General features: G+C 61.7%; 15 protein-coding genes. 6 read left to right on the top strand and 9 right to left on the bottom strand.

All coding sequences use genetic code 11. The features are described from left to right. Positions 1-3 precede the first annotated feature (3 nt). Together B5526_RS28440 and B5526_RS28435 are read left to right on the top strand one after the other, a co-directional pair. Positions 4-1227 (top strand): HlyD family secretion protein, encoded by a 1224-nt coding sequence (locus B5526_RS28440; protein WP_079543097.1) that lies wholly within the window; start codon positions 4-6, stop codon positions 1225-1227. Positions 1228-1231: 4 nt separating this feature from the next. Further along, entirely contained in the window at positions 1232-2842 is a 1611-nt protein-coding gene (locus B5526_RS28435) for a DHA2 family efflux MFS transporter permease subunit (protein ID WP_079543096.1), read from the top strand. Positions 2843-2868: 26 nt separating this feature from the next. On the opposite strand, the gene cnbZ is transcribed toward B5526_RS28435, so the two are convergent. From cnbZ to B5526_RS28395, 8 genes are all read right to left on the bottom strand, one after another. Further along, a complete protein-coding gene (gene cnbZ, locus B5526_RS28430; RefSeq protein WP_079543095.1) occupies positions 2869-3624 on the bottom strand; it encodes a 2-amino-5-chloromuconate deaminase CnbZ in 756 nt (251 codons plus the stop codon). A 49-nt stretch (positions 3625-3673) separates the two neighbouring features. Next, positions 3674-4402 carry an ABC transporter ATP-binding protein gene (locus tag B5526_RS28425; protein ID WP_079543094.1) on the bottom strand — a complete coding sequence of 243 codons (729 nt, stop codon included), beginning with the start codon at positions 4400-4402 and terminating at the stop codon, positions 3674-3676. After that, complete coding sequence (locus tag B5526_RS28420) at positions 4395-5144, bottom strand: ABC transporter ATP-binding protein (RefSeq protein WP_079543093.1); 750 nt, start codon at positions 5142-5144, stop codon at positions 4395-4397. Before B5526_RS28420 ends, B5526_RS28425 begins: the two co-directional genes overlap by 8 nt. Further along, positions 5137-5946 carry a branched-chain amino acid ABC transporter permease gene (locus tag B5526_RS28415; RefSeq protein ID WP_244562078.1) on the bottom strand — a complete coding sequence of 270 codons (810 nt, stop codon included), beginning with the start codon at positions 5944-5946 and terminating at the stop codon, positions 5137-5139. Before B5526_RS28415 ends, B5526_RS28420 begins: the two co-directional genes overlap by 8 nt. A 121-nt stretch (positions 5947-6067) precedes the next feature. After that, positions 6068-6934 carry a branched-chain amino acid ABC transporter permease gene (locus tag B5526_RS28410; RefSeq protein ID WP_079543092.1) on the bottom strand — a complete coding sequence of 289 codons (867 nt, stop codon included), beginning with the start codon at positions 6932-6934 and terminating at the stop codon, positions 6068-6070. Positions 6935-6969: 35 nt separating this feature from the next. Further along, on the bottom strand, positions 6970-8190 hold the full coding sequence (locus tag B5526_RS28405; protein WP_079543091.1) for an amino acid ABC transporter substrate-binding protein: 1221 nt from the start codon (positions 8188-8190) through the stop codon (positions 6970-6972). Between the two features lie 133 nt (positions 8191-8323). After that, the gene (locus B5526_RS28400) at positions 8324-9154 is read right to left on the bottom strand and encodes an aspartate dehydrogenase (RefSeq protein ID WP_079543090.1); all 831 of its coding nucleotides are present in this window, start codon (positions 9152-9154) and stop codon (positions 8324-8326) included. A 45-nt stretch (positions 9155-9199) separates the two neighbouring features. Next, a complete protein-coding gene (locus B5526_RS28395; protein ID WP_079545520.1) occupies positions 9200-10459 on the bottom strand; it encodes a Zn-dependent hydrolase in 1260 nt (419 codons plus the stop codon). Positions 10460-10649: 190 nt separating this feature from the next. On the opposite strand from B5526_RS28395, the gene B5526_RS28390 reads away from it, so the two are divergent. From B5526_RS28390 to B5526_RS28375, 4 genes are all read left to right on the top strand, one after another. Beyond that, positions 10650-11432: an ABC transporter ATP-binding protein gene (locus tag B5526_RS28390; RefSeq protein ID WP_079543089.1), complete on the top strand. Its 783-nt coding sequence runs from the start codon at positions 10650-10652 to the stop codon at positions 11430-11432. A gap of 56 nt (positions 11433-11488) precedes the next feature. Continuing rightward, positions 11489-12286: an ABC transporter permease gene (locus B5526_RS28385; protein ID WP_244562076.1), complete on the top strand. Its 798-nt coding sequence runs from the start codon at positions 11489-11491 to the stop codon at positions 12284-12286. A gap of 44 nt (positions 12287-12330) precedes the next feature. Then, positions 12331-13299: an ABC transporter substrate-binding protein gene (locus B5526_RS28380; protein ID WP_079543088.1), complete on the top strand. Its 969-nt coding sequence runs from the start codon at positions 12331-12333 to the stop codon at positions 13297-13299. 76 nt (positions 13300-13375) lie between these two features. After that, on the top strand, positions 13376-14713 hold the full coding sequence (locus B5526_RS28375) for an amidase (RefSeq protein ID WP_079543087.1): 1338 nt from the start codon (positions 13376-13378) through the stop codon (positions 14711-14713). 27 nt (positions 14714-14740) lie between these two features. Here B5526_RS28375 and B5526_RS28370 read toward each other — a convergent pair whose 3' ends face one another. Next, the gene (locus B5526_RS28370) at positions 14741-14926 is read right to left on the bottom strand and encodes a hypothetical protein (RefSeq protein ID WP_079543086.1); all 186 of its coding nucleotides are present in this window, start codon (positions 14924-14926) and stop codon (positions 14741-14743) included. Positions 14927-15085: the final 159 nt, after the last annotated feature.

Below are 15085 nucleotides of genomic sequence, written 5' to 3'. Positions count from 1 at the left end.
GTCATGACCCGTCATACCACCGCATTCGAACCCGAACGTCCGGTTCCCGCCGGCGATGCCGTCAAGGACCTGTTGCCGGACGCCGGCACAAAGCAGCCGGTCCCTGCCCCCGCGGTCATCAAAAAATTCAATTTTCGCAAGCTGTTAATGGCTGGTGCGGCGGTGGCGGTGCTCACCGGCGCGGCCTGGTATGGCTGGGACTACTTGACGGTCGGCCAATATCTGGTCTCAACCGATGACGCTTATGTGAAGGCCGACAACACCACGATCGCGCCCAAGGTCTCCGGCTACCTCGATGAGGTGCTGGTCGGCGACAACGAGCGCGTCAAGGCCGGACAGATCCTGGCGCGGATCGACCAACGCGATTTCAAGGTGGCGCTCGACCAGGCTAAGGCCGATGTCGCCGCAGCGGGCGCCGCGATCGCCAGCAAGCAGGCCCAGCTCGGCGTCCAGCAGGCGGTGATCGACGCCGCCAAGGCAACGATCGACGTCGACAAGGCGACGGTGACTTTCGCGGCTCAAGAGAACAAGCGTTACACTGATCTCGCGGCGACCGGCTTTGGCAGCGTGCAGAACGCCCAGCAGGCGCAGTCGCGCAACGCCGGCGCCCAGGCCGCGATCGCGCGCGATACCGCCAACCTCGCCTCCGCGCTAAAGCAGGTTGACCTGCTCAAGGCCGAGATCGTTCAAGCAAACGCAACGCTTGCCCGCGCGGAAGCGCTGCAAAGCCAGGCCGAACTCAATCTCGGTTACACCTCCATCGTCGCGGCGATCGACGGCGTCGTCGGCAATCGCACGCTGCGCATCGGCCAGTTCGTGCAGGCCGGAACGCAATTGATGTCGCTGGTGCCGGTTACCGGCGCGTATGTCGTGGCGAACTTCAAGGAAACGCAATTGACCGATGTGCGCGAGGGCCAGGCGGTCGATATCGCCGTCGACATGTTCCCGGGACAACTCGTGCACGGCCGCGTCGACAGCATCGCGCCGGCCAGCGGCCAGGAATTCGCGCTACTGCCGCCGGATAACGCCACTGGTAATTTTACCAAGGTGGTGCAGCGCATCCCGGTGAGGATCGCGCTCAACCGCGACAACAGCGTGCCGATCGAACTGCGTCCGGGCATGTCGGTGATTCCGACGATCGAGACCAAATCCCAAGCTCAGTCGCAAGCCCGCGGCCCCGAGACGGTAGCCATCTCCAAAGTGTCGAAAGCGTCTTTCGGAGGTTAACGTCATGTCTAATACCGCCATGTCAGCAATGTCTGTGCCGGTATCCCCTCAGCCAGCGCGCGCGGTCGATCCGAACCGCGCCAGCGTGATGGTCTGGATCGCCGTGCTCGCGGCCATGATCGGTTCGTTCATGGCAATCCTCAACATCCAGATCACCAACGCCTCGTTGCTCAACATCGAAGGCGGCATCGGCACCGGCGTCGACAACGGATCGTGGATCTCGACCTCGTATTTGATCGGCGAGATCGTGGTGATCCCGCTCACCGATTATCTCTCTAGGGTATTTTCGTTCCGCCGCTATATGCTCGCGAGCGCGGCGCTGTTCGCGGTTTTTTCGGTCGCCTGCGCCTTCACCCATGATTTGCCCTCGATGATCGCAATGCGCGGCCTGCAGGGCTTTGCCGGCGGCGTCCTGATCCCGATGGCGTTCACGCTGGTGCTGACAAAACTGCCGAAGCCACAACAGCCGATCGGTCTCGCCGCCTTTGCACTGTCGGTGACCTTTGCGCCCGCGATCGGCCCCACCATCGGCGGCTATCTCACTGAAAATTACGGCTGGCAGACCATTTTCTATGTCAACGTGGTGCCGACCATCGTGATGGTGAGCGCGCTCTATCTGACGCTGGAACGCCAGCCGATGCAGTTCAAGCTGCTGAAAGAAGGTGACTGGGCCGGCATCTTCACCATGGCGATCGGGCTGGCGGCCCTGCAAACCGTGCTCGAAGAAGGCAACAAGGACGACTGGTTCTCTTCGCCCTTCATCCTGCGTCTTGCGATTGTCGCGGTGGTGAGCCTGTCGCTGTTCGTCTGGATTGAGCTTTCGGTCGAGAAGCCGCTGATCCGGCTGCGGTTGCTGAAGCAGCGCAATTTCGGCTTCGGCACCATCGCAACGACGTTGTTAGGGTTCGCGCTATTTGGATCGGTTTATATCCTCCCCGCCTATCTCGGCCAGGCGCAGGGCTACAATTCCGAGCAGATCGGCGCGGTACTGGCGTGGACTGGCCTGCCGCAGCTTGTGCTGATTCCGCTGGTGCCCAAGCTGATGCAGCGCTTCGACACGCGTTTTATCGCCATCGTCGGGCTGCTGATCTTCGCCTATAGCTGCTTCATGAACACCGAAATGTCGCTCGACTATGCCGGCGACCAGCTCTGGATCCCGAACATCGTGCGCGCCATCGGTCAGGCCATGGTGCTCACCCCGCTGACCTCGGTGGCGACGGGCAATATCGCCCCGCAAGATGCCGCCGCCGCATCAGGTATCAGCAACATGCTCCGTAATCTCGGTGGCGCAATCGGCACCGCGATACTCGCCACCGTGATCACCAAGCGCGAGCAATTCCACTCCAACATCATCGGCCAGTCGGTCACGCTCGGCCGCGAGGAAGTACGCGCCCGTATCGCGCAAATGACGGACTTCTTCATCAGCCACGGTGTGCCGGATCCGGCTGCAGCCCATCAGCAGGCCATCATCGCGCTCGGCAAGGCGGTCAGGCAGCAGGCGCTGGTGATGGGCTTTAGCGACACTTTTGCGGTGATTGGCGTGGTGCTGGTGTTTGCCGCGATCGCGGTCGCCTTCACGCGCAAGGTGACGGGAAGCGCAGCCGGCGCGCATTAAAAGCGCCGGGTAGGGAACGCCGCGCCTCATACCTCGATCACGCGCTCGATGTGAACGCGGCGGCAATCCATCTCATATTCCAGGTCGACCACGGGCGGGCGGCAAAACTGCCAGGTCAGGCCCGGCCGCAGCACGCCGCGCCTGCCAAGTTCGCTCTCCAGGAACGGAAACACATCGCGAATGGTGTAGAGCTGCACCGCGGTGGTGCTTTGCCAGGCACCGGAAAACGCACTCATGCGCCGCTCCATTTCATTCAGCACCCATTTTGCTTTTTCCAGCATCCCCTCCGGGCTGATGTCACCGAGGCGAACCGCGGAGTCGCGATAATTCGCTTTGCCCTCGATCGACTCGCCGCTGCCGGAAACGACGAACGAGGCCGGCGCGTCCGGCGCTGTGGTCGTGAACGAGAACGCATGAAAGCCCGGCTCCGCGGGCGGATCGAGTTTTGGGCAGACATTGCTGCGCGCCACCGGATTGACGCCGTCCTTCATCACCCCCCATTCGATCAGCGTCTTGATATAGATTTCGTTGAAGGCCCTAAAACCGTCTTCGGTGAACGGCGCGGGCGAGCGGAGCTCGCAGGCGCCGAACGCCGTCAGCGGGCGGCCGGTGGCCTTGATGATGTCTGCGATCTTCGCAAAACCTTGGGCGAGCGGCACCACGCGCGAAAAACGCACGCGCTCGATGGCAAAACCGGGGACTGCGCCGATTCCGCAGGAATACTGGCTCACGCCCGGCATGAACCTGTAGCCGCCGTTGGCTGCCTCGATGGTCTCGATCATGGGTATCTCCGTGGAAGTTGCGTTGAATCATTTGGCGGTTTGCCGGGCCTCAGTCCTCGAGCACGCCGAGATAGGCCTCGCGGATGATCGGATCGGCCAGCAATTCAGTTCCTAAGCCGGTGCGGACGATGCGGCCCATGTCCATCACATAGGCGGAATGACAGATGTCGAGCGCGGTGGTGACGTCCTGCTCGACCAGGAGGATCGACATGCCCTCGCCGTTCAACGCGCGCAACGCCGCGACCAATTGCTCGACCAACAGCGGCGACAGGCCGAGCGACAACTCGTCGATCATGAGAAGCCGCGGCGCGCTCATCAACCCGCGGCCGATCGCGCACATCTGCTGCTCGCCACCGGACAGCGTGGCGGCGGCCTGGTTGCGACGCTCGCGCAATTTCGGGAATGTCGCGTACACCCGGTCAAGATCGCGCACGAGTTCGCCGCGGCCGATTTTTCTCGAATAGGCCCCCATCAGGAGATTGTCTTCGACGCTCATCGCGCCGAACAATCGCCGGCCCTCCGGGACATGAACGATGCCATGGGCGAGAATTTCCGCCGATGTATCCCCCGTCAGATCTCTTCCTTCCGAGAAATAATAACCGCCTTGCGTCGGAATGAGGCCGGACAGCGCGCGCATCAGGGTGGTTTTTCCCGCGCCGTTGGAGCCGATCAGCGCGGTGATCTCGCCGCGCCGCACGGACATGTCGATGCCCCACAGCACCTGGATTTCGCCGTAGCCGGCGGATAGCCCCTGCAATTCGAGGATCAGGCTAGCCATGGGCAGCATTCCGTTGCGCATATTGATGTCCGAGATAGGCATCGACGACGGCGGGGTTCTTGATGATTTCGCGCGGCGGCCCATCGGCGATCAGCACGCCATTGTGCAGCACCGCGATCCGCGTGCAGACGTTGAGCACGACCTTCATCAGATGCTCGATCATCACAATGGTGATGCCACTTGCCGCCAGTTGATGAATGAGCTGCGTCGCCCGTTCGACCTCGGCGCTGTTCAGCCCGGCATTGACCTCGTCGAGGAACAATAGCTTCGGCTTCATTGCCAGCGCCTTTGCCAGTTCGAGCCGCTTGCGCATCGCGAGCGTCAGCGTCGCGGCCGATTGCCCGGCCTGTGCCTCGAGCCCGACAAAGGCGAGATGCGCGCGGGCTTCTTCGCGCGCCGATTTCAGGCTTTCGCCGGGTTGCGAGAACAACGCTGCGGCTGCGACGTTGTCGAGCGCGGTGAATTCGGCAAACGGCTGCACGATCTGGAATGTGCGCGCCAATCCGAGCCGCGCCGCCTGATAGGTTTTGATGCCCGTGATGTCGCGTCCCATGAAGGTGATCTTGCCGGAACTCGCCGGCGTTACACCGCTGACCGCATTGACGAGGGTGGTCTTGCCGGCGCCGTTCGGGCCGATCAACCCCAGCACTTCGCCTTTGTCGATACGAAGCGTGACCCCGGACAGCGCCTTGAGGCCGCTGAAATGCCTGGATACGGCGTCGAGGCGGAGGATCTCAGACATGTCTTGGTTTCCGCCACATCATGCGCCAGCGCAGCGAGATCAGGCCATGCGGCAGGAACAACAGCAGCATGACGATCAAGACACCGAGCACGCCGCTGTGGATCTGGATGTAGTTGCGCCAGACCACTTCCTCGAGCGCGAGATAAAGAAACGCGCCGCTGACCACGCCGAGCGGCGATCCGAGGCCGCCCATCAGCGCCATCACGATAGGCTTCACGGAGTATAAAATATCGAAGACATCGGACGGGTCGATGTAATGCACCCACGCGGCATAGATTCCGCCGGCGGCACTGACAAAACAGGCCGACAACGCGAATGCGATGCTTTTGTAGAGCGTAGAGTTCAGGCCGACCATGTCGGAGGCGGTCTCGTTCTGCCGGATGCAGGCAAGCCCGAACCCGAGTTTTGAAACCGAGACGGCGATCACCATCAGCGCGGTCGCCAATAGCAACCCCCACATCGCATAGAAGAAGAAGGTGGCATCCGCCAGAACGCCGGAACCCGCGGCCAGCGGGATGTTCAGGCCCATGCCGCCGCCGGTCAGGTCGGTGGCGTTGTTGACGAGCTCGCGCAAAACCTCGACCAGCGAGAGACTGGCGATTGCAAAATAATGGCCGCGCAGGCGCAACAGCACTACCCCGAGCACGCCCGCCAACAGGAACGACGCGGCGATCGTCAAGAGGATCGACAGCGACAGCGGCAGGCCATCGCCAAGCAGCACGCCGGTCGCATAGGCGCCGAAGCCGAAGAATGCCGCGGTTGCAAACGACGGGTATCCGCAAACCCGCCGACCACGTTCCACGACAATGCGAGGATCGCATACATGCAGGCGATGGTGCCGAGCCGCAGGGCGTAAGGTCCGCCGAACAGAGGCAGCGCCGCGATGCAGCCGATCAGCACCAACAGCGCCAGATTGAGCCGCGTCATTCAAAACCCTTCCGGCCGAGCAGCCCTTGCGGTCTCACGATCAGAAAGGCGATCAAGAGCGCAAAGGAAAGCGTCGTCGCATGCGCCGGGCCGAGCGTGGCTGAGCCTACGCCTTCGACCAGCGCCAGCAGCAGGCCGCCGGCCAGCGCGCCCGACACGCTGCCGAGACCGCCGAGCACACAGACCACGAACGCCTTGCCGAGAAAGGTCGACGACGTCAGCGGTGATATCGGGAAAATCAAGGCCATCAGCACGCCGGCGCATCCGGCGAGCGCCGCACCGATGCCGAACGCGATGGCATAGATCGATTTGACATCGACCCCCATCAACACCGCGGCATCGCGATCAAGCCTGACCGCGACGATGGCGCGGCCAACCCGCAAGCGCCGCAGCACGAGATAGAGGACAAACGTCAGCGCCAGCGCGGAAGCCGTGGCGATCAAGCGGTCGACAGGCACCACCACGTCGAATAGCGAGACCGAGCCGATCGGCGGGCTCAAGGTCAATTTCCGATAATCGGCCTTGAAGAAATAGATCATCGCATTGTTCAGGATCAAATCGAGCCCGAAGGTCAATGTCAGCGTCACCAGCACCGGCGCCGAGATGACGCGATTGAGCAGCAACCGCTGCAGCAGATAGCCGAGGACAAAAAACAACGGCGCCGCGATGACCAGCACGTACCACGGTGGAATCTTAAGCGATTGGTAGAGTCCCCACGCCAGATAGGCGCCGAGAACGATGAACGATCCATGGATCAGGTTGATGACGTTCAGAACGCCCCACACCAGCGAGAAGCCGATGGCAATGCAGGCATAGAGGCAGCCCAGCACCAGGGCATTGATCAGGACCTGGGCTACCAGCACGCTTCAATACTCGCTTGTGGCCGCGATAATCTTCGTCAGTTTACCCCAAGCTTGAGGTCGCCCTGCTTGATGGCTTGCGGGAACAGCACGACGGGCTTTGCGCCCTGGATCTGGAAAACCGGAGGCTCCAGCGAATTGATCTGGCCGTTCGATCCGAATTTTACCGGGCCGAAGAAGGTGACGATGTCGAGTTTCGCCAATTCGTCGCGCACTTTTTCGCGGTCCAGCGAGCCGGCGCGCTCGATCGCGATCTGGAACAGCGCACCGCTAACCGCTGCCGATGCCTGGCCGTAGTCCGGCTCGCTCTTGTATTTTTCCTTGAACAGCTTCACGAAATTGCTGGTCGAACCGAAAATGTCCTTGCCGTCATATTGTTCGGCAGGGTGCCACCAGGAGGCGCTGGTGACATTCTCCGCGCTCTGGCCCGCCGCATCAATGAACTCCTGATAGGCCGGTCCGGCGATCATGGTCATCACGGGCGCCTTCATCTGCTGATCGACCATCTGCTTGCGGACCAGAAGGAGGTCGTTGATATAGCCGGTGATGAAGATCCATTGCGGTCCCAGCGACTTCATTTGCGACAGGGTCGCGGAGTGATCGAGCGTGCCGATCGCGTATTTCTCGAAATAGACCACCTCAAAGCCGTTGGCCTTGGCCGACTTTTCCATTTCCTGCGCGATTGCCAACGGAAACAGATCGTTGCGCGCGAGAATTGCGACCTTCTTTACGTCAGGCGCCTGGGCCTTGATGATCTGCGTCAACGGCGTCGTCAACGTGTCATTCGGCGTGAAGGTGCCGAACAAATATTTGTAGCCCTGGTCATAGACCTGCGATGAGGATGCCGTGGCGGCGATGGTTGGCACCTTGTATTTTTCCGAGACCGTACTGGCGGCCTTGGCGGCGCCGGAGCCGAACGGCCCGAACAGGAAGTTGATATTGTCCTGGGTGATCATCTGCTCCGATGTCTGCACCGCGCGCGGCGTGTTGGATTGATAATCGGCGTAGACGATCTCGACCTTGTACTTCTTGCCGCCGACCGAAATACCGCCGGCCTTGTTGGCCTGTTCGGCCCAGATGTCATAGCCCTGCTGCTGCTTGAGGCCCTCGGGCGCTAGCGGACCCGTCAATGGCAGCGGCGCGCCGAAGCGAATGACGTCGTCGGCCACGGCCGACGATGCAAGCGCACTCCAACCGAGCGCCGCGACAACAGCCGTTCCGGCGATCATCGAGAAGCGCGCTAGCTTTTGACGGTACATTCTTAAACCCCCAACTTGAAATTTGACCGCGGCGTCTCCAAGCATGGCAAATCCGGGGCGCGAATAAAAGCACCGAAATCAGCTGGCTGCTGCTTTATGGATGAGCAGCTCGCCAAATTTCACGCGTCCTTGTTCAGGTCCCGACGCGAAGCGGCGCGTGCAGCTTGCGAAGATAGGCGATGACCGAGAGCGCGGTGATGCGCCCGGTCTTTGGATTTTCCGACGGGATGTTCTCGATCGACATCGAAAAGCGGGCGGCGTCGGATTCAACCTCAACACGATGGATGTTGCGCGTCACGGTCGGATCGGCCCAGATCTCCAGCCTTGTTCGATCCGGACCAATGCCGGCCAGCGACAGCGCGACAGCGACATTCAGATTGGCCGGGAATCCCTTGGCCGCCTCCCGCGCGGTGCCCTCGAATATCCGGAGCGGCTCGGTAATGCGCTCGATGTCGATGTTGTTTTCGACAATATAGGGCGCGCCCGCGAGCCCCTGCACCGGCTTTCGCGTCACCATCCGCACCGAATGGATCTTGCCCACTGCGGCGGCGGTCACGGCGTCGAGGCCGATCAACGCGCCGGTCGGCACCACGATCTGACCGCCGCTTTGCTTTGCGAGTTCGATCAGGTCCTCGTTTTCGAGCAGTGCGCCGGCGCTGAGGACAACAGCAGTTTTCCCGCTTCCTACGAAAGGCGCGACGATTGACCTGATGAGCTTCGCCGGCGCGCATTCGATGACGATGTCGGCGACATCGGCAAGCTTTTCGATTCCCAGGACGGCAGGCGCTGTCGCCAGATCACCCAGCCAGCTTCGGTGTTTTTCGGGGTTTTGCGCCGACACGGCGGCGAGAACCAGCCCGTCTATTCCCCGGTCCAGCGCTTGCGCGACTTTCGTGCCGATCGGCCCGAGGCCTGCGATCGCAACCCGCAAGTCAGTTCGTGTGGCTTTTGTCGGATTTGTCATTGGATAGCTTTGCGTCCTTTATAATCAAACGTTAGCGGTAAGGCGTCACCTCGGCGACTGATCGATCGCCCTGACCGCCTGATAGATGACGGCGGCGCCCGCCGCGATCGCGTCGCGATCCGCCCATTCCTCCGGTGCGTGGCTCTTGCCGGCCCGGCACGGGACGAAAACCATCGCGGACGGCGCGATGCGGCTCATGAAGGCGGCGTCGTGACCTGCCCCACTCGGAAGATCGGTCTCGGCAAGGCCCAGATCACGCGCGCCCTGACGCAAGGCCGAGCGCAGGCTTTCGTCGCATGACATCGGCGGCCCATTGGACAGGATCGCAAAGGAGGCGCGCGCAACTCGGGCCGCTGCGCCATGCGCCATGCTCTCGCGATCGACGATCTCCGTGAAACGTTTGGTCAACTCTGGATTGGTTGCGCGCGCGTCGACGATGAGCCGGCAGCGCCCGGGCACGATGTTCGACGCCGAGGGATCGACGTTGAGGATGCCGACCGTGGCGACGAAGTAATCCGCTCCTTCGGCGGCCAATTGTTCGGCCGCAAGGCGCACCGACGCAACCGTGTTTGCGGCCGCCACCAGCGCGTCGTGACGCAGCGCCATCGGCGTGGTGCCGGCATGATCGGCCTCGCCCTGGAATATGATTTCGATGCGGCGGATCCCGACAATCGAGGTGACGACGCCGACATCGAGGAAGCGCGATTCCAGCACGATGCCCTGCTCGATATGCAGCTCCAGAAAGGCGCGGATATCGCCGCGCTTGGCGAGATCGAGCCGGTCGGGATCGCCGCCGACCCTCCGCAAGGCATCGCGCAGCTTCTCGCCCCCCGGCTCCCTGAGATCGAGCATCTTGTCGTCGAGCGAGCCGGTCATGCCGCGGCTGCCGACGCATGACAAGCCATATTCGCTCGGCTCCTCGGCCAGGAAATCGATGACCTCGATGGTGTGCCGGGGCCGCAACCCCGCATCGCGTAGCGCGCGGACGATTTCGAGCCCGGTTGCGACGCCGGCGATACCGTCGAAGCGGCCGCCGGCCGGCACGGTATCGCTGTGCGATCCGATCGCGATCACGCCAAGCGCGGGCTCAGTCCCCTCGATGCGGCCGATCAGATTGCCGGATGTATCGATCCGGGCAGCGAGCCCGGCGTCGGCAAAGGCTTTGGCGAGAAAGGCGCGGCCTTCGAGAAACAGCGCGGTGAAGGAACGTCGCGTATAAGGCCGCGCCGGGTCGGTGATGTCGGCGAGCGCCATCACATCGGCCCAGAGGCGGTCCGCGTTCAGCGGCAGGTTTGTTTTTGTCATTTGATCCACAGTTTGGAGAGCCCGGGCCGGACGGCCGAACACGATTGCATAATTTCGCGGCAACTTGCCCGGCATTGCATCAAAGCACTTTGTTGCCGCTTCCACCCCGCTCCGCTTCCTGCCCAAAAGTATGAAAAATCATCGCTTTTCCATTCCAGCTTCTGGCATACAAGTTGCCTATTATACCAGAATGCAAGCAACATCCGTCCAATTGAGCGTCCGAAACCTCCGCAAGACCTTCCACGGCAAGGCCGGCGAGGTCCCCGTTCTCGACGACCTGTCTTTTGCCATCAACGAGCGCGACTTCGTCAGTATCATTGGGCCGAGCGGCTGCGGCAAGACGACGATCTTCAATATCATCGCCGGCCTGCTCGATCCCGATTCCGGCTCGATGCACTATCGCGGCGAAGAAATCGAAAGCCTGCGCGGCCGCGTCGGCTACATGATGCAAAAGGACCTGCTGTTTCCGTGGCGGACGGTGCTCGGCAACGTCCTGCTTGGCCTCGAAACCCGCGGCGTCGATCAGGCCGAAGCCGAGAGCAAGGCCCGCGACTATCTCAGGGATTTTGGGCTGTCCGGCTTCGAGAACGCCTACCCCAAGACATTGTCGGGCGGCATGCGGCAACGCGTGGCGCTGATCCGCACTTTGATCATGGATCCGGACATCCTGCTGCTTGATGAGCCGTTCTCCGCGCTCGACTACCAGACCCGGCTTTATCTGGAGGGCGTGCTGAAGGACGCCGTGCAGACCTATAACAAGACCGTCATCCTGGTGACGCATGATATCGACGAGGCGGTTGCCTTGTCGAAACGCGTGGTCGTTCTCAGCGGGCGTCCTGCGCGGGTAAAAATCGTCCACGACATCGACATCGCCGCAACATCCCCGATCGCCGCGCGCAGCGACAGCCAGTTTTCGGGCTATTTCCATGCGCTGTGCGCCGAACTCGACATCCAGACCGAGAAGACCGCTTGACCATTACCATGCCCGAGGCTGCCGCCCTCCAGAAGCGCGCTCTTCAAAAGCGCAGAATGCGCCGCGCGACCTTCGACACCACGCTCGGCCGCGCGCTGCTGCAGGCGGCCGCGGTGGTCGCTTTCTTCGCGCTGTGGGAAATCGGGGTCCGCGCGGGGTGGATCTCGGCGTTCCTGGTGGGATCGCCGAGCGGAATCTTTAGCCTCGCGTACAAGATGATCCTGAGCGGCGAATTGCTGTCGGACACCTGGTACACTCTGTTCGAGGCGATCCTTGGCTTTGTCATCGGCACCATCTTCGGATCGCTGTTGGGACTGGCGCTGTGGTATTCGGTGTTCGTCGCGCGCCTGGTCGAACCTTTTATCGTTGCCATCAACAGCGTCCCAAAGATCGCGCTGGCGCCAATCATCATCCTCTGGTTCGGGACTGGCCTGGTTTCAAAAGTAGCACTTTCGGTATCACTCACCGCCATCGTGGCGCTGATCGCCGCCTACCAGGCGGCAAAGGACGCCGATCCCGATTTGCAATCGCTCCTGATCTCGATGGGGGCGAACAAGCACCAGGTATTTTACAAGGCGGTGGTGCCTTCGACGTTACCGGCGATCATCGCGACCTTCCGCATCAATGTCGGCTTCGGCCTGGTCGGCGCGGTGGTCGGCGAATTCATCTCCTCGCAGCGCGGCCTCGGCCACATGATCTACAACGCGTCAAGCCTCTACGACCTCAACTCGGTCTGGGTCGGTCTGTTCACGCTGATGATCGTGGGCTTCTTCCTCTATCACGTGATCGACATGGTCGAGCGGGTCAGCCTGCCGTGGAAACAGTCGAACACGGCGCATCAGGTTCAGGTTTGAATTTTAATATCGGACACTCAATATCGGACACTCGGAGACGTCTCATGTCGTTGTTTAAGCGTATCGTTCAGGCCACAGCCCTCGCGGCAATCCTTCTGGCTACACCGGCGCTGGCCGAAAACAAGAAGGTCACGCTGTCACAGGCGTTCCAGTCGATGCTGTATCTTCCACTCTATGTCGCCATCGACGAGGGCTTTTTCACCCAGCAGGGTGTCGACCTGACCAAGGAAACCGCCGGCGCGCCGAGCGTTGCACTGTCAGCGGTGATTTCGGGCAGCGCGCAGTTTTCGATCCACGGGCCCGAGTGGACCGCGATCGCCGCTTCCAAGGGCGCGCCGGTCGACATCATCGCCAATGTCGTGAACGGCGCGGCGGTGTGGATCGCAACCTCGCCCGACTTCAAGTTTACGGGCATCAAGGACGTCAAGGGCCAGAAGGTGGTGACCGGGTTGATGCCGACGACGAGCACGTCGCTATTCATAAAACTGCTGAAGGAAAACGGCATGGACGCCAAGACCGATGTCGACATGATCCAGGTTGCGATCGGCTCGGAACCTGGACCGTTCATCGCCAAACAGGCCGACATCGCCGTGATGTATGAGCCCGGGCTCGACCAGGCCGTCGCCAAGGGCATGAAGGTCGTGCTTGGATTTCCGAAATCCTACGGACCCTATGCCTTCTCGGCGGTGACGGCGCGCAACGATGTCGACCCCGACACCGCGCAACGGGTGGTCAACGCCATGGAAATGGCGATGCGCTTCATGCCCAAGAACGAAGCCAAGACCATCGAGATCGCCAAGAAGGAATTTCCGACGCTTGATCCCGTGGTGGTGGAAGCAGCCGTCAAGCGTATGCTGGCCGACGGCGTCTATCCGCCGAGCGTCGACATCACCGCCGATGCCCTTAAAGTGTCCATGGACACCCAGATCGCGCTCGGCAATCTCGCCGCACAGCCGGACTACAAGGCTTTTGTGGTGAAGAAATTCATCGAGCCGGCGCTCGCGATGAAATAGACTGGCCGCGCGCGGCGTTGCCGCCGCGCAGCGATCCAGGATTTCACGTCAAGCCACACGGCCGGGATTTTGCCACATGAGCGAAGCAAATCGGTCCTCAGCCGCTGCGCGCGGCGCGGGGGTTTTGGAATTACTACGCCTGTTCAAGAACGACGATGTCGCCGCTGATCGCTATGCGGCGGCTTGTCTCGACAAGACAAAAGCCGCCGAGCCTGTACTGAAAGCCTTCGAATATCTGCCGCGCGACACATCGCGGCGGCCGGGTCCGCTGTCGGGCATTCCCGTTGCCATCAAGGATATCATCGCGACCGCCGACATGCCGACCACCAACGGCTCGCCGGTGTATAAAGGCGTCGTACCCACGGCCGACGCCTGGATCGTGGAGCGGCTGCGCAACCTCGGCGCCACGATCTTCGGCAAGACGGTATCGACCGAATTTGCCTGGCGGCATCCGGGGCCAACGGTCAATCCCTGGAATCACGATCACACGCCGGGCGGCTCCTCGTCAGGATCGGCGGCGGCGGTTGCCGCTGGCCTCGTGCCGTTGGCATTGGGCACGCAAACGCTGGGATCGGTCGTCAGACCCGCCGCCTTCAACGGCGTCGTCGGTTTCAAGCCGAGCTTTGGTGCGATCCCCCGCACCGGTGTTCACCCGCTCAGCCCCTCGCTCGATCATGTCGGCTTCTTCGCCCGGCGTGTCGACGACGTGGCCTTGGCGCTGTCATTGCTCGGCGGCAGCAGCGACAGCGACCGGCATGGCCGGCCGGTGCCGGCGTTTGAGGTTTCGATCGAAGGCGGAGTCGCGCCGATCGAGAAGCCGCGGCTGGCCATCGTGCGTTTTGCAAAATGGTCACGGGCGGAGCCCGAGCAGCAGCAGGTGTTCGACGCGGCCATCGCAAAACTGCGCGATGCCGGCGGCGTGCTGGAAGAGCTCGAACTTGAAAGCCTCGATCAGGCCAACTGGAGCGCGGTCAATACCATCCTCACCAGCGAGGGCGCCTTCATCTTTGATGGACTCGTGGAACGCTATCCGGATCGCACCAGCGATCCCCTGAAATCGCTGGTTCAAACCGGAAAAGCCCATAGCGCCACCGAGTACCTCGGGGCCAAGGCCACGCAGGAAAGACTGCGTTTCGAATTTGCCAAGAGCATTTGGGGCTTCGACGCAGTGCTGACGCTTCCCGCCTTCGGCGAGGCGCCGAAGGGCCTCAGCTACACGGGCGATGCCGAATATTGCGCGCCCTGGACCCTGCTCGGCGTTCCCGCCATCTCGCTTCCGGCTGGCTTCGGCAAAAATGGCCTGCCATTGGGCTTGCAGGTGGTCGGCGCTTACCGGGAAGACTACAAGATCCTTCGGGTGGCGAAATGGGTCGAGAGCGCGCTGAAGTTCAATCCGGGTATTCCCGGGATCTAACTTGAGATCGGGTTTAGGAATTATCGCTCAAAAGCTTTCGTCCGAATACTGCCGCATTTCCTCGTGCCCGCAAGAAAGGCACTTGTAATCAATCGAGGTAAATTCGGTTGCAAGGTCAGCGTAGGTGAAGCGCTGAATGGCCATCGGCCTGGAGCATCGCCCGCAGCGGACGTCAGCGGATGCCACGCGCTTGAATTGGTCGGTCAGTTCCATGCACCGCCCTCGCCTTTGCGGGAAGCATCCTGGCTCGCCTGCCGGACCTTACAGGCCGATCGACGGTCATGGCGACTAAACAATCCTTCATCTGAGGGAACCGTAAAAATATTCCATTGAAAGCGCGCAGATGCCGCCTATGTGCTGGTAAATGGAGGG

The sequence above is a fragment of the Bradyrhizobium lablabi genome (assembly GCF_900141755.1).
GTDB lineage: Bacteria > Pseudomonadota > Alphaproteobacteria > Rhizobiales > Xanthobacteraceae > Bradyrhizobium > Bradyrhizobium lablabi_A.
Note: the sequence above shows the minus strand (reverse complement) of the source record. Positions and strands in the feature narration are given on the sequence as shown.